Consider the following 20,305-nt stretch of genomic DNA (forward strand, 5'->3'; position numbering starts at 1 on the left):
GACAACTGACAACAGTCAACTGACTTCTTTACAGCGGCAAAAGCTTTCCAATCGTGCGATTTTCCGGGCGGAAAGTTGCCTGAGCGACACGCTGAATGTCAGCGGGAGTAACAGCGGCGATCGCATCCAATTCCTTGAACAAATTTCGCCACGAACCAGTTTTCACTTGATAGTCCACCAGCGCAAATGCCATGCCCATATTAGAATTGAGCGATCGCAATAAATCGGCTCTCGCCTGAGTTTTCACTCGCTCCAATTCCAAAGCAGAAACCGGCTCAGTTTTCAGGCGATCGATTTCCTTGCTCAAAGCTGCAGCTACTTCATCAACCGTGCGGCCCGGAGCAGTTTGAGCGTAAAATAACATCAAATTAGGATACTTTTCCCCCGGATAACCGCTGAAACCTTGAGCAGCCAGCGCCAATTGCTGCTCTTCTACCAAAGATTTGTAAAGCCGAGAAGTGCGGCCATCGCTGAGCAAAGAACCAATCATTTCATAAATGGCATTGTCGGGATGATTCATCGCCGGTTTGTGATACCCTTCCAAATACCAAGGTTGAGTTTTTAATTTCAGCGTGACTTCCTTCGTTTGCGTTTGGGGAGGTTCGACAATCTGCAATTCTGGAGGCGCTGGTGAGGCCTTGTAACGGCCGAAATAAATTTGAGCTAGTCGCTTCACCTCCGAAGCTTTCACGTCTCCTACCACCGCAACAGTCAGCTTGCTGGGGACGTAGTGAGTCTCGAAAAACTTCTGCACGTTGCTGCGGGTGAGGTTTTTAATGTCTTCACTGTAGCCAATTACCGGGCGGCGGTAGGGATGAACAGAGAAAGCTTTGTTGGCAAAAGCTTCAACCATTTGTCCGATCGGAGAATTCTCGGTTCGCAGCCTGCGCTCTTCTAAAATTACCTGTTTTTCCTTGTAAAATTCCCGAAATACTGGTTCTAGAAATCGCTCAGATTCCAGCGACATCCACATTTCTAACTTATTAGCTGGAAGGCTGTAAAAATACATTGTGGCGTCGGTGGAAGTAGCGGCATTTAGTCCGACTCCGCCTGCTTGTTCCACTATTTTCCCGAGTTCATTGCGCTTGACAAATTGCGAAGCTTCGGCTTCAACTTTGTCAAATTCTGCTTTTAATTGGGCGACTTCTTCAGTTTTGCCGCTGGCCTTGGCTGCTTGCATTTGCTCGAAGAGTTGGTCTTGTTTTTCTAGCAGCGGCTTTTCGGCTTGGTAGTCGGTAGTGCCGATTTTTGGCGTGCCTTTGAAGGCTAAATGTTCGAGATAGTGAGCGACCCCTGTTTGGCCGTCGGGTTCGTTTGCGCCGCCGACATCGGCGTGAATCAGAAACGATGCTACGGGCGCTCTGGGCCTTTCGAGTACGATAAATTTCATGCCGTTGTCGAGCTTAAATTCGCTGACTTGGCTGATTACTCGATCGAGTGATGGCTGAACAGAGACTGCTTGGGAGCCGCTAGCGGGGTTGGGGCGGGCGAGGGCGATTTCGGGAGAAAGTCCCCACCACAGCAGTACAGCGGCCAGCAGGGAGGCAATGAATCGAGTTTTGCTCACGGGCGATTCCCTACGGGATAGCTTCGCTTCACGGGGTTTTTGGAACTGCGGGGTCATTCGATTGTAGATTTTAGATTTTAGATTTTGGATTGTCAAACAAAAAAATGTTTGTGCTCGGTGGCCAGGCATTCTTTTCTAAGGATAAAGATTTTTGGGGGCATAAGCGATCTGTTGCGCTGCAGATGTTAGGCTGATACAGCAAATCTCAAAAAGGGTCTGGAGCCCGGCGAGGAGTTTTAAGTTTGGGATAAAAGCCGCGCACAACTTAAAACTTAACATTATTTAGCCATTTAGTCCCGAACCCGTAGTTCCAAGTTGCCAATTACCGATTGCAAAGCCATGCGAATTTTTAATCAGTCTCCTCCTTCTGAAACAGAAACTAAGAAGCGAATTTTACAAGCAGCTCAGCGGTTGTTTGCCCGCAGCGGATACGACGGCACGACAACTCGTGATTTAGCAGCGGCGGCGGGGGTAGCCGAGGGTACGCTATTTCGGCATTTTGATAATAAAAAAGCGATTTTGATTGAGGTGGCGACGGAAGGATGGGTGGAGTTGCTGACGGATTTGCTGACTGAATTGAGCGAGATGGGCAGTTACAAAGCAGTGGCTCAGGTGATGCGGCGGCGGATGCTGAATATCCGCGAGAATAGCGACATGATGCGGGTGTGTTTTTTGGAGGCGCAATTTCACCCGGATTTGCGCGACAGAATTCAGTTGGAAGTCATCGGAAAAATGAGCGATGTGGCTGAGGCTTTTTTTGAAACGGCGATGGAAAAAGGAGTTTATCGAAAGATGAATCCGAAGATTGTCGCTCAGGTATTTTTGGGAATGTTTGCAGTCGCGGGTTTCAGTCAAAATACGATTATGGAGCCGAATGCTTCTCCGCAAGAAATGCAGGAAATGGCTGAAGGACTCGCAGATATTTTTCTGAATGGGGTTTTGCTAAAAGATGAATAATTAGTTATCGGTTATTTATTGGTTGTTACTTATTGGTGATTATAATCAATAACCAATAACCAATAAGTAGTCACTACTACCCACTTACTCTATAAACTCGTACATCTTTTGCACCCACTTCTCCCGATAATCCTGCCATTCATCCGTCACTACTTCCCAAGTTGTATTGCTTTCAAGTTCCAGCAATAGACTTGATACTTCTTCTAGCGTCGATGCTATATGACATTCTTCTACCCAACTTTCACGGATCATTTTCCAGAGACTTTGTACTGCTTCTCGCTGAAAATTTGATTCTAATTCAACTAGCAATTTGGCGAGGTGTTTTTCGTCATTTGCTGCTAAAACCTCGCTCATCCAACAGTTGCGACGTTCTTTCCATTCTTCCGTCACTGCGTCCCTGTTTAGGTGGGATTGAAACTCTAACAGTAATTGGTTTAGTTCTACCATATTAAATTTGGTCTTGTTTGCAGTTTGTGCTAGGATTGTACAAATTTTATTCATTTAGACTGTTGGTTTTTTATAATGAGCGATGTGGCTAAGGTTTTTTGGAAAACTGCTATGGAAAAACAAGTTTATCTAAAGATGAATCCGAAGATTGTCGCTCAGGTATTTTTGGGAATGTCTGCAGTCGCGCCCTTCAGTCAAAATACGATTATGAAGCCGAATGCTTCTCGGCCGCAAATGCAGGAAATGGCTGAAGGACTCGCAGATATTTTTCTGAATGGGGTTTTGCTGAAATATCAAGAATTAGTGATTAGTCACTAGGAAATTTTAGAGCCTGGAAACGCATATTTGCAGGCTCTTAACCCTCGAAACTACTCGTTAAACTTGTGCATTTCCTGTACCCATTTCTCGCGATTCTGCTGCCATTCATCTGTCACCGCTTTCCAATTGGTATTGGTTTCAAGTTCCAGCAATAAACTTGATACTTCTTGAACAATCGATGCTGCCAGACATTCTTGTACCCAACGGTCCCGACGCTCTTGCCACTGAATATCTACCGATTCCCACTGCAAGTTAGATTCCAATTCAACTAGCAATTCTGCTAGATATGTCAGGTTAACTGATGCTGCCACATCGCTTACCCAACTTTCCCGCCGCTCTATCCATTCTTTTGTCACTCCTTCCCATTTGAGGTTGCTTTCAAACTCTAACAGTAACTGATTTAGTTCTACCATCTTAAATGTTGGGTTTTTTGTAGTTTGTGCTACAATTATACCAAAATTTTCACTCAACAGAGTGTTAAGTTTATTTTTAGATTGCGGTCGCAGTGAAACTACAGAATAGATAACTGAAGAATGAGCGATGAATTTACTTTAGATATGCTAGACATTCCCAGCGGTTGGAGCCGGGGCGAAGGTGACTGGACTGGAGTGGCGGCGGCTCTTGCTAGAGGGGAAACTGTCGAAGTAATTCAAGAAGTTGGTTCTACTTTGTGGCACAACAGCCTGCCCGAAAAACATTCTTTGTATTGGGAGGGGGAAAATCTATCAACTATCAAAGCCCGAATTTGGATTAGTTTCACCCAGAGAAGATTTTCGCCGGAATCTGCTTTGCCAAAGGTTCAGTGGCATCCAAGAGTGTTGTGGATAGGGGTAGGTTGCGAACGCGGAACAGGGCGAGAATTAATCGAAACTGCGATTAAACAAGTATGCCGTGCTTATCATTTAGCGGAAAGTTCGATCGCAGGTATTGCTACAATAGACACTAAAGCAGGTGAAGTCGGCTTGCTGGAACTTTGTCAAGAGCGAAATTGGCCGTTAAAAACCTTTGCTGCTGACATTTTAGGTTCCGTAGAAGTCCCCAATCCTTCAAATATTGTAGTCAAACAAGTCGGGACGCCTAGTGTAGCAGAAGCTGCGGCACTTTGTGCGATCGAACTGATATCTTGTACCATTCTCAACAACAGGCAAGATGCCTGTTCCACAAAGAGTGAATCTGCTTGTGGGGTGGGTATCCTACCCGCCCGTGAAAGGCTTTTAGTCCCTAAACAAATATTTCGCAACAAAAATCCCCCCCTTTCACAAGGAGGGGTTAGGGCGGGTTCTGCGGTAACAGTAGCGGTTGCAGTTTCCCCGATCGAGTATCTGGGATAATGTATTACTGAGATAAAGTATTGGCATTCACAAATCGACCAATCAACCCAGAAACGAATGACAAAACAATCGAACCAAACAAAGCCGGCCAAAAACCGTTAACCGCAAAGCCGATATTGAACGCACCCGCCAACCACGAAGCCAGGGAAAGCGAAATTGCATTCACAACGAATAAAAACAAACCTAAAGTAATAATGGTCAAAGGCAGCGTCAGCAATGTAAGAATCGGTCTGACAACCGCGTTCACCAAGCCGATAACAACAGCAGCCACCATCGCAGCCGGAAAGCTAACCACCGAAATACCTGGTACAATGTTAGCGGTAATGATCAGCGACACCGCTGCTACTATCCAAGTTAAGAAAAAACTTAGCATATCTTTTTTTCCATCTCCATCACTATTAATTAAGATTGTACCTGTTTAGTCGATCGACCAAAGTTCGGGATACACTACGAAATATCCACCTTGCGAGAATATCAGATTTATGAAACTCCGGCAACTAGCAGCATTGCTCTTGGCGCTAACTATCTTCATCCTGCCGCAGCCAGCCCAAGCTCAATCTAAATATTACGCTCCGCCGTTGTCCTTTAGCAACGCCGAACTGACAAGACGCGATTTTTCCGGTCAAATGCTGCGGGCCGCTGAGTTTTCTAACGCTAATATGGACTTGACTAATTTTTCTAATGCCGATTTGCGGGGAGCAATTATGAGCGCTTCGGTGATGACTCAGGCGAATTTGCACGGCGCCAATTTAACTAATGCAATGATTGATCAAGTTAAATTTACTAATGCCGATTTAAGTGATGCAATTTTAGCGGAAACAATTTTGCTGCGTTCTACTTTTGACGGAGTTGATATCACTGGGGCTGACTTTACCGACGCAATTATGGACGGCTCACAAGTTAAAGAATTGTGCACAAAAGCCAGCGGTATTAATTCTCAAACAGGGATTTCTACTCGTGATTCCTTGGGATGCCGCTGATATAGCAGAAGCAAGAAGGAAGAAGGAAGAAGGAAAAAGGAAGAGGGAATAATAGCAAGGTTTCAGCGATAGAGAATGTCGTAACCCTCTTGGCGCTTGCTGATATCATGTCCGGTCAATTACCGCAATCAAGATGTTTGTAGTGAGGACTTTGGTGCTCACTAAAAATATGAAGACTTTAGTTCTTACTACAAACCTTGGAAATTAGGACTAAAGTCCTTACTACAAACCAAATTTACTAAGGCTTTGCTTTTTTCTGAGCAGCCGCATAATGCTCAGTCATTAACTGATTAACTTCTGGATTGTAAATCCGCAGATAATTCCAGTAATTCTCAAACACCGATTTCACGTATCCTTTCGTTTCAGGAAACGGAATCTTTTCCGCAAAAGCATCCGGGTCACTAAAATTAAACCTCTTCAACCAATCTGCTACTGCAGTTGGCCCGGCATTGTAACTCGCCACAGCTAACATCGAGTTATTCTTGTACTCGTCGTGAGTGTGATCCAAATACCACGTACCGAGTTTAACGTTATCGTCCACATTCTCCAATGAATACTTTTTGAGGCTGATTTGTCCAGCAACCCAAGCTGCTGTTTCCGGCATTACTTGCATTAAACCGGTGGCGCCAACTGATGATTTGATAGCGGGCATAAACCGCGATTCCTGCCGAATTAATGCTGTTACTAATACTGAATTTAGTTGGCGTTCTTGCGACCATTTGACAATGGTTTCTAAGTAGGGAAAAGGATAAAGTGCTTGCCAATAAATCGGTTGCTGTCTGAGTTCGAGGTATTGGGTTCTATCATCTGGTTTATCGCGCTGCCTCAAACTCCCAACCATCCACAAACCGTCTAAATTGTCTCCAACTGCAACTCGCATTAAACCGTCGGTAAACTGTTCGGCAATACTTGGTTCTACGCGGTCGATAAATTCTATTTGCCACAGCGTCCAAGCATCTTTATCTTGACCTAATTGATAGAGTTCTTTCAACGCAGGAGAACCCGCAGTTGGTTCGGGGCGCTGAGGGGGCCGCACTACATTGGGAGACAAATCTCGGACTGTGGTAAAGTCGCCGACGGGCCAGCCGAGAAGTACAGCCGATCGCCACGCAAAATATGATTCTGGATAGCGTAATATAGTGTACTCAAATGCAGTCTTGGCGTCTTGTTGCCGACCGAGTTGCTGTGCCCATTTCCCGACCCAAAATGCTGCTTCTGGAGCTTGTTCGCTGTCGGGATTGTGGGTGGTTAATTCTCTCGCCCACTGCCAAGCTGATTTTAAATCTCCGCCTTTGGCAAACTGTTGGGCGATCGTCCACCGCAATTCCCCTGCTTTATCAGAATTATTGTATTTTGTCAAGAGAAACTTACGGGTATCTGAGGCGGATTGACCACTGCGTGCTTTGTCGAGAAGTTGCGATTTATCTAACAAAGCTTCGGGGGCATAATTGGGGAATTTGCTAATAACTCGATCGAGCAAAACGATCGCTTCTTTCGGTTCGCTCAGCCGCGACAGCCGAATTAAACCCAAACCAGTATCTTCGGCATCAGGAAACTCGCGCACTAATTCTTGATAGGCAATTCTCGATTCCGGGATTTTTCCGTCGAGCCACAAACCGCGAGCTTTGCGGTAAAGATTTTTGGCGTTGCGGGGAGCTTTCCCGTAAGCAATAGCTCCTTTACCGTAATCTTGTTTTTCCCAATAGCCAAAGGCAATTTCTTCCCAATCTTCCGGTTTCAAACCGGCGCTGTTTCGCTGCACCAGTTGTTCCAAAATTGTCCCGTAATCTTTGACATAATGACCGTGTTTTGCTACGAGCAGCATCAACTTCGGCTGATTGGGATTTTCTTTTAACTTGCGGAGGGCAATTTCTACGCTGCGGGGATGACCCGGAAATTCATTAATTGCCTGTTGCCAATAGTCCGGTTTTGACTTGCCTAAAACATATAAAGCTTCCGCTGCTACCGGGTCGCTCGGATAGTTTTTGAGCAGTTCCTCCCAAGCTTTTTTAGTTTTGCCTTTGTCGCCGGTCAATTGGTAAGCTTGCGCCCTTTTTAGGGCAATGTGAGCAGCTAAAACCGGATATTCTTGCTCTAATTTATCCAATAACTTTAATGCTTTGGCCGCATTTCCTTGCTGGATTAAATCGCTGGCAAGCAGATAGCGGGCGCGGCTTTGAGGGGAGATTTCCTGCTGCGGGTTCGTACTTGCAGACTGACTGGTTGCGAGTTCAACTAATTTCGCCGATCGCTCGATCGGTGATAGCGATACCAGCATCTTGACTTGCGATTCGGAATTCGCTGCATTGAGCGGCTGCTCGGCCTTCTGGACCGAGCCAAAACCCATCCATTTCATCGCAGCAACCAAAGAGCCGATCGCAATAACGCAAACTGAAACGCTGATTAAAACAGAAAATCGGGTCCGGCGTCGTTTTAGCATGGGAAAATTTAAGAGAATAAGATATAAAGAACCGATCGTTTGTCAAGAGCTATCACAGGCAGGATGGGTGTTCCACGCCATCACAGGCAGGATGCCTGTTTAACGAGAAATAAATTTTAAGAGTGGGGCAAAAACGGACAGCCGACCCCCAAACAGATGATTGAGATTGGTGGAAGATCCGATCGCAGGCGGACTTGGCTGATATAGTAGCAGAATTTATTTTGATGTGGAGCGGAAAATTTGTGCGATCGATCTATTTCCCCGCACCAATGAAAAACCCCAAACCACCCACTACAAAGTACAATCAAAAATCTAAAATCTAAAGTGTAAATCAAAACATGGAATTTCTAGTCACCGATACGCCCCGCTCTGTTTGGACGGGAGACGCCCTGGCAATTGGTCTATTTGAGGACGCCCTGGAACTCACGGGCGAGCTGGCACAATTAGATGAAAAGCTTGCAGGCACTTTGAAAGAGCTGCTACTGGAAGTAGATTTTAAGGGCAAAGTGGGTACGAGCGCCATCACCCGCGTCGGCGGCAATAATCCCATTCGCAAAATTGCGATCGTCGGTTTGGGCAAAACAGAGGATTTAAAATTAGACACCGTGCGGCAAGCAGCAGGCGTTTGCGCCAAGTTAGCCAAAAAAGAGAAATGCAAAACCCTCGGAATTAGCTTTCCGGTGTGGAAAAACACGCCGGATGTTACAGCAAGCGCGATCGTCGAAGGTGTAGAACTCTCCCTAAATCAAGACAACCGTTTCAAATCGGAACAGGAAGACAAAAGCCCGCAACTCGAACAAATTCATTTGCTCGGTTTTGCCGGTACCGAAAGTGCGATCGCCCGCGCCCGCCAAATCACTGCCGGAGTCATTTTAGCACGCGAATTAGTCGCAGCGCCGGCAAATTTTGTCACCCCGATTACCATGGCAGAAACTGCTCAAAGTCTAGCTGCCGAATGCGGTTTAGAATTAGAAATATTAGAGCGGGAAGACTGTGAAAAACTAGGCATGGGAGCCTTTCTCGGCGTAGCCCTAGCATCTGATTTACCACCAAAATTCATCCATTTAACTTACAAACCCGAAGGCACACCGCGCCGCAAAATAGCAATTGTCGGCAAAGGATTGACCTTTGATTCTGGCGGTTTGAACATCAAAGGTGCCGGCAGCGGCATTGAAATGATGAAAGTAGATATGGGCGGCGCTGCGGCTACTTTGGGAGCGGCCAAGGCGATCGGACACATCAAACCCGATGTTGAAGTTCACTTTATCAGCGCCGTCACTGAAAACATGATCAGCGGCCGCGCTATGCGCCCTGGAGACATCCTTACAGCTTCCAACGGCAAAACAATTGAAGTCAATAATACCGACGCTGAAGGTCGTTTAACCCTCGCTGATGCTTTGGTATTTGCTGATAAATTGGGAGTTGACGCGATTGTCGATTTAGCAACTCTAACCGGGGCCTGCGTAATTGCTTTAGGCGACGATATCGCGGGTTTGTGGAGTCCTCAAGATAGCGTCGCCGCCGAAATAGTCGCGGCCTCAGAATTGGCAGGCGAAAAATTTTGGCGAATGCCGATGGAAGAAAAATATTTTGAGGGCTTGAAAGCATTGCACGCTGACATGAAAAACACAGGCCCACGTCCCGGCGGTTCGATTACGGCGGCGCTATTTTTGAAGCAGTTTGTCAAGGATACTGCATGGGCGCATTTAGATATTGCCGGCCCGGTTTGGACTGACAAAGAAAATGGCTACAATGGCCCTGGCGCTACCGGTTTTGGAGTTCGGACTTTGGTGCATTGGGCGCTCGGCGGCGCTTAATTGTGGATTCCCAGCGCAAAAATTGAGATTTTCTCTGCCTTAAAAGTCTGCTAGTCCATCTGTGAGCCAGGGGTTAAAAACCTCTGGCTCACTGCTTAAGTAATCTAAAAGAAAATTTAATAGTGATCATTAACAATTTAAATGTTTCTGAAGCAATCAGTAGGTGAACCTATCTATTCCGTCACAGGGAGCAACGTAAGCGTTGTAAGCGTTGCGAGCCGTGACGCTCGGCATGGCTCATACTTCGGGAAACCTTCGCTCCCAAAGCCTAACCGAGACAGTTTTGACATTCCTTTACAAAATAGCTGTTTCATAAAAAATGAAAAAAGTATATAATTATGTAAATATTTCACTAGCCAAAATCAAATAATTAGATTTGATCTGATTTGCATTGGTACAGATAATTTTTTTCTTGAACTTTATGCAAGAACAATTAACAATTTTTTTTTCAACACTTGCTGTATCTTCCACACTCGGCTGCAACGCGGTACCGGAGTTGCGACTGTACGCTGTTTTTGACTCCCTGACGGCACTGGCTTATTGCTCGATCGCCCTCTCTTTAGTTTATTTTTCCCGCCAAGTTCCTCACCGCAAGATTTTCCGGCTGTTTGCCGTTGTTTTTTTTGCCTGGGGCGCTGCTAAATTGACGGAAGTTTGGACGCTTTGGCATTCCATATATTGGCTGTCGGTAACTCTCAAAGCTGCAAGTGCTTTGATTTCTTTGCTTTTAGCCGCAGTCGCTCTCGCCCTCATGCCGAAAGCACTTGCAGATTCTGGTTTAAATCACAAAGAAAATCTTCAACAACTGCCGTTAAAACAGGTAGAAAAAAACCATCACCAGCATGATATCCACAAAGGAGAATTGGCAAAACCATCACTCAATTTTTCCCCTTCCGATACTATTGTCGATCGCGCTTTAGATATCAATTCGCTTAACGAACAATTAGAAAAAGAAATTGCCGATCGCCACCGAGTTGAGGAAAAGTTGCAACTGACTCAGTTTGCGATCGACCGATCGGCAGATGCGGTATTCTGGATCGGGTCGGACGGTAAATTTTTGTACGTCAACGACTCTGCTTGCACTTCATTGGGCTATTCTGCAGCAGAATTGCTTTCGATGACCGTACACGACATCAATCCAGATTTTCCCCAAACTGCTTGGAGTTTGCACTGGAAAGTCTTAAAACGCTGCGGTTCGGTTAATATTGAAGTTCACCACGTCACTAAGTACGGTCGCATTTTTCCGGTAGAAATTACGATCGATCATTTGGAATTTAACGGCAAAGAATATCAGTGCGCGTTTGCTCGTGACATTAGCGAGCGTAAGCGGATTGAGGCAGCTTTGCGAGAAAGGGAAGAAGAATTTAGGTCATTAGTTTCTAGCATTCCCGGTGCGGTTTACCGATGCAGTGCTGCTGGGCGATCGAGCCTAACTTTTATCAGCAGTGGCATAGAAGCTATTTCCGGCTATCCCGCAGCTAACTTTATGCAAAAACCGGTGCAGGCTTTTCCGAGTATAGTTCATCCCGATGACGTGCAGCATATCGAGACAATTATCGATCGGGCTATTAAAACAAAACAACCTTATATCATCGAATATCGTCTGATGCACTGCGACGGAAATGTGCGGTGGGTTGCAGAGAAAGGTCAAGCCCTTTTCAACGCAGACGGTGAAGTTTTATCCCTCAACGGTGCGATTTTTGATATGACAGAGCGTAAAGCAGCGGAGGATGCTTTGCGACTCTCCGAGGCGATCGCCAACAACAGAGCCCAGCAGCTAGAAATCGCTCTCAAAGAACTCCGAGAAACTCAAGCTCACCTAATTCATACCGAAAAAATGTCCAGTCTCGGTCAAATGGTAGCTGGAGTAGCTCACGAAATTAATAACCCGGTCAGTTTTATCTACGGCAATATTTCCTATGCTAGCCAATATATCAGAGACTTGTTGCAGCTTGTGGAACTTTACAAAAAACACTATCCTCAGCCAGCGGTAGAAATTCAACAATGTATTGACAATATCGATTTAGAGTTTTTGACAGAAGATTTGCTAAAAATATTATCTTCGATGAAAATGGGAGCAGATCGCATTCGCGAAATAGTTCTGAGTTTGCGAAACTTCTCGCGTTTAGACGACTCGGTAAAAAAACCTACTAACCTTCACGAAGGGATAGATAATACCCTCTTAATATTGCACAACAAACTCCGAGCCAGAGGCGACTATCCCGAAATAAAAATAATCAAAGATTACGGTCAACTCCCTTTAATAGAATGTTATGCAGGTCAGCTCAATCAGGTATTTATGAATCTGCTTAGCAACAGTATTGACGCCTTGGAAGATGCTTGCAACCAAAAAAGGCGAGCTGCGGCGGTCGGCGACGATTGGAAACCAACTATTAGCATTCGCACAGAAGCCTTGAACGAAAATAGTATTTGTATCCGCATTGCCGATAATGCGATCGGCATGACAGAAGACGTGCGGAGCCGATTATTTGACCCGTTTTTTACGACAAAACCGATGGGAAAAGGCACTGGTTTAGGGTTAGCCATCAGTTACCGAATTGTGGCGGAAAAACACGCCGGAGCCTTGAGCTGCCGTTCCACCGTAGGAGAAGGTACGGAATTTGCGATCGAAATTCCTTTATGAATTAGTGCGATTGTCAAGTGGGCTGTAAAGAAAAATCCATTTTCAAAAAAAATCCAAAAATTGGCTATAAATTACCAAGGTAATAATCAACATGGCAGTGAAATCGTAAATTCTGTACCTCGACCTAAAGTTGAGTTTACTTCTAGCATACCAGAGTGTTTCTCAACTACAATTTGCCGTGCGATCGCCAAACCCAACCCGGTACCTTTCCCCACACCTTTGGTTGTAAATAAGTGGTCAAAAATATGACCTTTTATGTCATCGGATATCCCTGGCCCGTTGTCATAAATGCGAATCGTCACCCACTCAGAAGACTTCATTTCTGTCCGAATCGTGATGCAATTACCTGGGGCTTTAATCTTCTCTAAACCAGCTTCGCGATTTGATTCTTCCACTGCATCAATCGCATTCGCCAATATATTCATAAACACCTGATTTAATTGTCCGGGGAAGCAATCAACTGATGGCAAGTTGCCATACTCTTTCACAACTTCAATCGCTGGACGCTGTTCGTTCGCTTTCAATCTGTGTTTGAGAATCAAAATTGTACTGTTAATTCCGTCATGAATATTGAAAGGAACTTTGTAGTCTTTGTCTGCTCTGGAGAAGGTACGAAGACTGGTGCTGATACCTTGGATGCGATCGCACCCGATTTGCATCGAATTCAACATTTTTGGTAAATCTTCTACGAGATATTCAATATCAAGTTCTTCTGCTATTTGCTCGATTTCATCCCCAGGATGGGGAAATTTTTCTTGGTAGACTTGCAGGTATTTGGTCAGATCTTTGACAGCGGCGATCGCTTCATGGATATTCCCAGAAATAAAACCGACTGGATTATTAATTTCATGGGCTACCCCGGCTACTAAATTGCCCAAAGCCGACATTTTTTCGCTCTGTACTAATTGCAGTTGAGATTGTTCAACCTGGTGGGCATAGTCCTGCGCTTGCTGATACAGTCGCGCATTTTCTAAGGAAATGGCAGCCTGAGTGCAGAGGAAGTTGAGGACGAGGAGCCGATCGCGAGTAAACACTCCTTTTGTCGATCGATGTTCGAGATAAAGTATCGCAACTAAGTTCCCGCGATCGACAATTGGAGTACATAGCATACTCTGAGAGTGATACTGGAGCGTACAGTCATTCATTAAACCCGGAATATCGGTCTTGCCACCTTCAATAACCACAGTTTCCAGGGTGTGTTTGACATAATAAACCAGCTTGAGCGGAATCACCGCCGAGCCATCTATAGGTTGGGTTTGCAGTAAGGTTGTGGGTAACTCGTTATCTGGATTGATGTGAGTTATTGCTCGGATTTGCCATTCATCCTGATGGGGGAGTAGCAAAGCACACGTTTCTGCCCCAGAAGTTTTCAAAATAATTTGATTGAGGGTGTCGAGTAATTCATCAAGCTGAATTTTACTGGATAAAGCTTGAGCAGCTTGCACAATAGATGCGAAATCAAGGGCATCGGAAATACTCGTGCTGCTGCTGGTGGAAGTGTGCGAAGACGGGCTCATCGTTGCTAGCGTCTCTAGGGGATTAAAGCGAAGTTTGGGCTGATTCAGGATGGGATGAAGTAATTGGGGATAGCGTTGTTCTAAGTCTTCAACTTTGGCTAGTGCACCCCAACGCGCATAACAGTAATATGCTTCCTGCATATAGCTGGCGGCGACTTTTTCTTTGCCCCATTCCCAGTAGAATTTTGCTGCGAGTTCGTTGGCTAATCCTTCCTCTTGGATATAACCGTTTTCTTTGGCTCCTTGAATTGCTAGATCGTAAAATTCTAGAGCTTCTGTTTTGCAATTGAGGAGTTGATGCTTTTGGGCTTCAACTAAATGGTACTTGTGTAAGTAATTCATGGGAGCATAATGCGCCCATTCTTTTAACTTTTCTTGATTTTCTAGCATTCGCTGCCATCGAGGCTCCGACTCAGTTTTCGATTCACCAGGAGTAGCCAGCACGGTCAGAGAATCATAGAAATATAAGATCGGTTCAACGACACTTCCCATCCCTCCGGCCAAATACTGTCGGGTTTGAGCCCCATCGTGTTCCGCTTGGGCAAAGTCTTGGAGCCAGTAATTTAATGTGAATCGATACAGATAAAAGAAGGATAGTCGGTAAAAATCGACTTTGGCCTCATCCAGGATTTTTTCTTCGTATGAATCTTGGCGTAAAGGAATCTCGTTCTCTGACTCACCCAGCAGAATGAGAGCAGCTTGCCAGTAAGCCAAAACACAGTTTGCTGCTGTGACTTGGTGGAGGTCGCACAACTGTTGGTAATAGGCGCGAATTTGGGGTTCGAGTTCACTTAGCGGTTGACCGCACCAATAAGCATTAAAGCAGTACAACTGGGCGTCGTAGCCCATAAATTCTAGATTGCCGGTTTCCAATCCAGCTTGATAGCCATCGAGAAGAATGGGCAGCGATTCTTGTAGATGGGTCGTCCAATGACCAACATATCCCCCCATTAACAGGGCTGTTGCGGCTCGAATATTTTTGGCATCTGGCTCTGAGGCGAGTTGGTATCCTAATTGCCCAAACTGAGGCACCTTTGTCATGTCTCCCCACAGAATTCTCAGTTGGAAGGCGTAACCAGCGTAGCAATAGGGCGAAACAGGACTATTTCCAAATTGAATTGATAATTTGACCTGTAAAGCAACTATTAGGAAATAGAGCTTTGAGCCTGTCATGTAACAGACGGGTGTAAGACGAGCCGCATTTTGCATAATTGCTAACTGCTGGGCATCAGTCATGTTCGGCAGATGAATGAATGTCTCAATTGAGCGACCCTCAATTAGGGCATCAATTTCCTGTTTCAACTGCCGAATATCGTCTAGGGTTGGTTCATTTGGTAGGTTGACGCCTAACATTTGGAAGACTGATTGACCGATCGCGATCGCCTCGACAAATTTATTGTGGGCTACCAATGCCTGGATTTTTACTTGGTAAACTTGCACCTGTTCTAAAGGTGTTTTCGCATGATGAATCACCGCTTCAATCCACTGGTGCATCTGCTCAAAATCGCCTGCCAAAAAAGCCACCTCGGCAGCCAAGTCGTACAAAGATAGGGTCATTTCGTACTGCCGTTGCCAAGCCTCTGTTCCTAGCAGTTTCAGGCCCACTGTGGCATATTCGCGGGCGGCTTGATAGGCAGTTGCCGATCTCGCTTTGCGGCAAGCAGTGAGGTTGAGTTGGGCGAGTTCCTCCCTTTCCTGTTGTTCTACAACCATTATGGTTCCGTAGTTCAACTGATTGACTAATTCAAAAATGCGTTCTTCTCTGGCTTCGGCTGAAATTTGTTGCAGGAGCAATTGCCCGATTTGATAATGGGCGATCGCGCGTTCTTCTTCCGGAATCAAAGAATAAGCGGCTTGCTGGACGCGATCGTGCAAGAAGCGATAGGAAACTGTTTGAGAAGTAGCTCGATCGATATTGTCTTCTTCCCCTACATAAAATTTATAAATCTCACTCTGAGGTAAAACAAAACCTTCCTGTAAAGTTTTCCATAAAGCCGTTGCCGTTTCAGTCTCAGATATTTGCGAAACAATTGCTAATGTTGTCAGATCGAACTGATTGCCAATGCAAGCAGCTAATTTTAAAACTGACTGAGTTTCAACGGGCAATTTCTGTAACTGCTGCGCCATGAATTCAACTACATCATCCGTCAGTGCTGCTTCTGTAATCTTGCTAATATCACACTGCCAATATCCTGATTTTACATCAAAAATAATCAAACCATCTTGATGCAATGCCTTGAGAAACTGCGTCGCAAAAAATGGGTTTCCTTTGGTCTTCTGATACACCAATTCCGTCAGCGGTTCTGCTAACTTAGGAGAACAAGTCAGCGTATCTGCTACTAATTGATTCAAGCTGGTTCGAGCCAGAGGTGCAAGTGTGATGGTATTGACAGTTGCCCCTGTTTTAGTGACTTCATCTAAAGTCAACATCAAGGGATGGGCAGCGGAAACTTCATTGTCTCGATAGGCTCCAATTAATAGCAGGTGACTGGATTGGGATTCACCTATGAGCAACTGCATCAACTTTAAAGATGCCGAATCAGCCCATTGTAAGTCATCCAGAAACATCACTAAGGGATGCTCTTTTGTGGTAAAGACAGAGATAAATTTTTGGAATAGTAAATTGAACAGATTTTGAGCAGCTATCCCTGATAATTCTGGGGCTGGGGGTTGTTCTCCGATAATCCGTTCTAGTTCAGGAATGACTTCAATAATGACTTGTCCGTTGTCACCAAGGGCTGCTAAAATTTTGGTTTTCCATGCTTGGATTTGAAGATCGCTTTCACTGAGCAATTGTGTCATTAAATCGCGAAATGCTTGCACAAATGCCGAAAAGGGAATATTGCGATTGAACTGGTCAAATTTACCTTTACTGAAATAGCCATGCTTTCGGACAATGGGTTTGTGAACTTCATTGACCACAACGGTTTTTCCGATGCCGGAAAAGCCTGCAACGAGCATCATTTCGCTGTTCCCTTGTGATACTCGTTCAAAGGCTGCTAAAAGTTGCTGTATTTCTCGTTCTCGACCATAGAGTTTTTCGGGAATCAGGAAGCGATCGCATACATCCCGCGTTCCTAACTCAAAAGTTTCAATCTTTCCAGTTTCTTGGCACTGCTGCAAACACCGTTCTAAGTCATGCTTCAATCCCAAGGCACTTTGATAGCGTTTTTCGGCATTTTTTGCCATCAGCTTCATGACAATATCCGAAACCACCTGCGGGATTTCTTTGCTGTTTATTGAAGGAGGTTGTTTGGCAATATGGCAGTGAACCAACTCCATGGGGTCGTCACATTCAAATGGCAGTTTCCCTGTCAGGAGTTCGTAAAATGTGGCTCCCAGAGAATAAAAGTCGGTGCGGTAGTCGATGCCTCGGTTCATTCGTCCAGTTTGTTCGGGAGAAATATAGGCGAGGGTTCCTTCTAAAACGTTGGGATTTTGAATTTCTTGAGTTTCTCTCGGCAGTAGGGAGGCGATGCTAAAGTCAATTAGTTTAATTTGTTTAGTTTTCGGATGTATGAGGACGTTAGCTGGCTTAATATCTTTGTGGATGACTCGGTTTCGGTACAGTCCGTCAAGGATGTCAGTTATTTGAATGGCAATTTCCAATATTTCTGCTAGACTCAGCGATGCCTCTTGGGCGTAGTCTCGCAGAGAAATGCCCCCAAAATCCTCCATTACTAGGGCATAGCTGTGGCGATAGGAGTCCAAATTGTAGGGTTCAACGACTCCCGGCAGACGTAGGTTTTTGGCGATGGTGTACTGGTTGCGGAATTGCAGCAGTTCGCTGAAGCTGGGATAGTCTCGATTTAATAGTTTAATGACAACCGGAAGCTGATCTGTTTCTCGAATGGCTCGATAAACTAGGGTTCTGGAACCACAGTATAATTGCTCAACCAGATGATATCCTGAAACTCGCTTCGTCAAATCCACTGCTGCACTCATCTGGATTACCCCATCTCAGACATTGACTATTGTAACTAATTATACACTTTTATTGGTCTAGTCTGAGGAAAATAAAACTGCGAAATCCCGAAGCGACAGACTCTACCGCTTTTATTCTTTTTCACTTTTAAAGAGAAAGATGGCGCTCTATCAAGATAATAGTCTTATCCTTTCATCGGCAATAAAATTGTAAACTCCGTCCCTGCTCTCAATACAGAATTTACCTCGATTGTACCGCCGTGTTTCTCAACCACAATCTGCCGTGCGATAGCCAAACCCAATCCCGTGCCTTTCCCTACTTCCTTGGTAGTAAATAACTCATCAAACATCTTCTCTTGCACAGCTTCACTCATACCCACACCGTTATCTTTGATCCAAATTCTCGCTTGTTTGTTGTCCCGAAAAATGTCGGTTTTAATGGTAATTTCATTAGCGATTTCTGCATAAGGTCGTCCTTGATTTGATTCCTCCAAAGCATCGATCGCATTACCTAACAAATTCATAAATACTTGATTCAACTGTCCGGCATAACACTCCACGGGTGGCAAATTCCCATATTCCCTAATCACTTTGATTTCTGGACGAGTATCGTTAGCCTTGAGGCGATGTTTCAGAATCATAATGGTGCTATCGATGCCATCGTGGATATTGCAAGGTACGGGATAGTTAGTATCGGCACGGGAGAATGTCCGTAGACTGGTACTAATATCCCGAATCCGCTTCACGCCTTCCCGCATCGAACCTATTAATTTCGGTAAATCTTCCCGGATGTAGTCAAGATCGATGTTCTCGATTTCTTCTTGAATTTCTGGATCGAGTTGCGGATATTTTTGTTCATACAAATCGAGCAATCCAAACAAATCTTTGATATAATCTAAGGCGGGTTGAATATTACCAACCAGAAAACCCACTGGATTATTAATTTCGTGAGCGACCCCAGCTACTAAGTTTCCCAATGCTGACATCTTTTCGCTTTGAACTATTTTTATTTGTGCTTGTTTGAGATCGGTAAATGCTTGTTGAGATTCTTGATACAAACGGGCATTTTCTAAGGAAATAGCAGCTTGAGAAGCCAGCAAATTTAGCACTTCAATGCGATCGCTCGTAAATGCCCCAACCGTCAGGTTATTTTCCAGGTAGAAAACTCCTATCAACTGCCCTTGATTAAGAATGGGCATACAAAGAACACTGATCGGCTGGTGCTGTTCAATATAGCGATCGCTCGCAACCTGGGAACTTACCCTAGCATCAACTATTACCAAAGGTTTCAAACTACGCTTGACCGCGTTAACCAAACTAATTGCTACATCCTGACTAGATTCTAGAGGCATTGATGGTAATAGCTTAGGTTCCTGTCCCTCTGCTACAAGAGCCGCTACCTGTAAATACTGTTTTTGTTTGAGCAATAATACACACTTAGTGGCGCCAGCATTGGCGAGCGCTATTTTTAAAAGAGTAGTCAGGAGTTGATCTAGTTCAATCTCTCCAGAAATGGCTTGAGAGGCTTGGATCAGAGTAGGCACATCTAGAAATTCAGAGTTGCTGCTAGAAGAGTTGGTATTATAAGTAATTGTTCCCCTAGCGATCGTTTCCTTAAAGGAACTAAAAGATTGAGCTTGCTGAAGGATAATACCGAGTAGGCGAGGATAACGTTTTTCCAAATCGTCTATTTTGGCTTTAGCTCCCCAGCGGGCATAACAATAATATGCTTCAATCATGTAGGCTTGAGCTACTTTTTCTTTGCCCCATTCTAGGTAGAATTTGGCTGCGAGTTCGTTGGCGAGGGCTTCTTCGTTCAGGAATAGATTTTCTTTAGCGAGGGAGATGGCGCGATCGTACATGTCCAGTGCATCTGCTTTATTTCCCAAAACCCGCTGCCGTTCTGCTTCAACCAAATACCATTTATGCAGATGATTCATGGGAGCATTTTGCGCCCATTGGTGAAGAGTCGTTTGATGGATTTTCACAGAGGTGAGAATGTCAGCTTGCTCAATTTCAGGATGTGTGGGGAAGAGCGCCAGATGCGTAAGGGCTGCATAGAAATGGAAAATGGGAACATGAACCAATCCTGATAATGCCATCACACACTCTTTGGCTGAGCTAATGTAGTTTAGAGCAGCCGGATAATTACCAAAGGAATACGCAAGCAGTAGTTTGTAGACGTAGACAAGGGCGATCGCACTGAATTCCTGATCCTGATAGTGCTTAGGAATCATTACCGTTTCATCATAGGCTTCGCCGATTAAGCAATCCGGTTGATTCATTACTTCCCTCAAGTTCTGCAACATCTGCCACTCCATATGCAAATAAGTCCGAGCAGAATATTGCTTCACCTGAGCCAA

12 protein-coding genes and 1 pseudogene are annotated in these 20,305 nt (G+C 44.9%); 6 read left to right on the forward strand and 7 right to left on the reverse strand.

Going from position 1 to position 20,305, the window contains the following annotated elements:
- Positions 1–28 precede the first annotated feature (28 nt).
- Positions 29–1,624 carry a pitrilysin family protein gene (locus tag QUA10_RS15490; protein ID WP_333083394.1) on the reverse strand — a complete coding sequence of 532 codons (1,596 nt, stop codon included), beginning with the start codon at positions 1,622–1,624 and terminating at the stop codon, positions 29–31.
- Positions 1,625–1,906: 282 nt separating this feature from the next.
- Here QUA10_RS15490 and QUA10_RS15495 point away from each other — a divergent pair, with 282 nt between their 5' ends.
- Complete coding sequence (locus QUA10_RS15495) at positions 1,907–2,524, forward strand: TetR/AcrR family transcriptional regulator (protein ID WP_333083393.1); 618 nt, start codon at positions 1,907–1,909, stop codon at positions 2,522–2,524.
- Positions 2,525–2,608: 84 nt separating this feature from the next.
- Here QUA10_RS15495 and QUA10_RS15500 read toward each other — a convergent pair whose 3' ends face one another.
- A complete protein-coding gene (locus tag QUA10_RS15500; RefSeq protein ID WP_333083391.1) occupies positions 2,609–2,971 on the reverse strand; it encodes a hypothetical protein in 363 nt (120 codons plus the stop codon).
- Positions 2,972–3,046: 75 nt separating this feature from the next.
- Between QUA10_RS15500 and QUA10_RS15505 the strand changes: the two are divergent.
- A pseudogene (locus QUA10_RS15505) lies at positions 3,047–3,289 on the forward strand (TetR/AcrR family transcriptional regulator); the annotation flags it as partial.
- A gap of 50 nt (positions 3,290–3,339) precedes the next feature.
- Here QUA10_RS15505 and QUA10_RS15510 read toward each other — a convergent pair.
- A complete protein-coding gene (locus QUA10_RS15510) occupies positions 3,340–3,702 on the reverse strand; it encodes a hypothetical protein (protein ID WP_333083390.1) in 363 nt (120 codons plus the stop codon).
- Positions 3,703–3,822: 120 nt separating this feature from the next.
- Here QUA10_RS15510 and QUA10_RS15515 point away from each other — a divergent pair, with 120 nt between their 5' ends.
- Complete coding sequence (locus tag QUA10_RS15515) at positions 3,823–4,620, forward strand: cobalamin biosynthesis protein (RefSeq protein WP_333083389.1); 798 nt, start codon at positions 3,823–3,825, stop codon at positions 4,618–4,620.
- Between the two features lie 4 nt (positions 4,621–4,624).
- On the opposite strand, the gene QUA10_RS15520 is transcribed toward QUA10_RS15515, so the two are convergent.
- Positions 4,625–4,993, reverse strand: coding sequence for a phage holin family protein (locus QUA10_RS15520; RefSeq protein WP_333083388.1), 369 nt, complete (start codon positions 4,991–4,993; stop codon positions 4,625–4,627).
- A gap of 109 nt (positions 4,994–5,102) precedes the next feature.
- Between QUA10_RS15520 and QUA10_RS15525 the strand changes: the two genes are divergently transcribed.
- Positions 5,103–5,600 carry a pentapeptide repeat-containing protein gene (locus tag QUA10_RS15525; RefSeq protein WP_333083386.1) on the forward strand — a complete coding sequence of 166 codons (498 nt, stop codon included), beginning with the start codon at positions 5,103–5,105 and terminating at the stop codon, positions 5,598–5,600.
- A gap of 238 nt (positions 5,601–5,838) precedes the next feature.
- Here QUA10_RS15525 and QUA10_RS15530 read toward each other — a convergent pair whose 3' ends face one another.
- On the reverse strand, positions 5,839–8,040 hold the full coding sequence (locus QUA10_RS15530) for a transglycosylase SLT domain-containing protein (RefSeq protein WP_333083384.1): 2,202 nt from the start codon (positions 8,038–8,040) through the stop codon (positions 5,839–5,841).
- 338 nt (positions 8,041–8,378) lie between these two features.
- On the opposite strand from QUA10_RS15530, the gene QUA10_RS15535 reads away from it, so the two are divergent.
- Both QUA10_RS15535 and QUA10_RS15540 read left to right on the forward strand, forming a co-directional pair.
- The gene (locus QUA10_RS15535; RefSeq protein ID WP_333083383.1) at positions 8,379–9,857 is read left to right on the forward strand and encodes a leucyl aminopeptidase; all 1,479 of its coding nucleotides are present in this window, start codon (positions 8,379–8,381) and stop codon (positions 9,855–9,857) included.
- A gap of 421 nt (positions 9,858–10,278) precedes the next feature.
- Positions 10,279–12,501, forward strand: a complete 2,223-nt coding sequence (locus QUA10_RS15540; protein ID WP_333083381.1) for a PAS domain S-box protein — start codon at positions 10,279–10,281, stop codon at positions 12,499–12,501.
- Between the two features lie 86 nt (positions 12,502–12,587).
- Here QUA10_RS15540 and QUA10_RS15545 read toward each other — a convergent pair whose 3' ends face one another.
- Entirely contained in the window at positions 12,588–17,963 is a 5,376-nt protein-coding gene (locus tag QUA10_RS15545) for an AAA family ATPase (protein WP_333083380.1), read from the reverse strand.
- Between the two features lie 164 nt (positions 17,964–18,127).
- Positions 18,128–20,305, reverse strand: a 2,178-nt coding sequence (locus tag QUA10_RS15550; protein WP_333083379.1) for an ATP-binding protein, incomplete at its 5' end; no start/stop codon positions are given.

This window comes from Microcoleus sp. Pol8_D6 (assembly GCF_036700965.1).
Classification (GTDB): Bacteria; Cyanobacteriota; Cyanobacteriia; order Cyanobacteriales; family Microcoleaceae; genus Microcoleus.

Coding starts and splice junctions, on each gene's coding strand:
- QUA10_RS15490 (WP_333083394.1), bottom strand. CDS start 1,624: ATGACCCCGCAGTTCCAAAAACCCCGTGAAGCGAAGCTATCCCGTAGG.
- QUA10_RS15495 (WP_333083393.1), top strand. CDS start 1,907: ATGCGAATTTTTAATCAGTCTCCTCCTTCTGAAACAGAAACTAAGAAG.
- QUA10_RS15500 (WP_333083391.1), bottom strand. CDS start 2,971: ATGGTAGAACTAAACCAATTACTGTTAGAGTTTCAATCCCACCTAAAC.
- QUA10_RS15510 (WP_333083390.1), bottom strand. CDS start 3,702: ATGGTAGAACTAAATCAGTTACTGTTAGAGTTTGAAAGCAACCTCAAA.
- QUA10_RS15515 (WP_333083389.1), top strand. CDS start 3,823: ATGAGCGATGAATTTACTTTAGATATGCTAGACATTCCCAGCGGTTGG.
- QUA10_RS15520 (WP_333083388.1), bottom strand. CDS start 4,993: ATGCTAAGTTTTTTCTTAACTTGGATAGTAGCAGCGGTGTCGCTGATC.
- QUA10_RS15525 (WP_333083386.1), top strand. CDS start 5,103: ATGAAACTCCGGCAACTAGCAGCATTGCTCTTGGCGCTAACTATCTTC.
- QUA10_RS15530 (WP_333083384.1), bottom strand. CDS start 8,040: ATGCTAAAACGACGCCGGACCCGATTTTCTGTTTTAATCAGCGTTTCA.
- QUA10_RS15535 (WP_333083383.1), top strand. CDS start 8,379: ATGGAATTTCTAGTCACCGATACGCCCCGCTCTGTTTGGACGGGAGAC.
- QUA10_RS15540 (WP_333083381.1), top strand. CDS start 10,279: ATGCAAGAACAATTAACAATTTTTTTTTCAACACTTGCTGTATCTTCC.
- QUA10_RS15545 (WP_333083380.1), bottom strand. CDS start 17,963: ATGAGTGCAGCAGTGGATTTGACGAAGCGAGTTTCAGGATATCATCTG.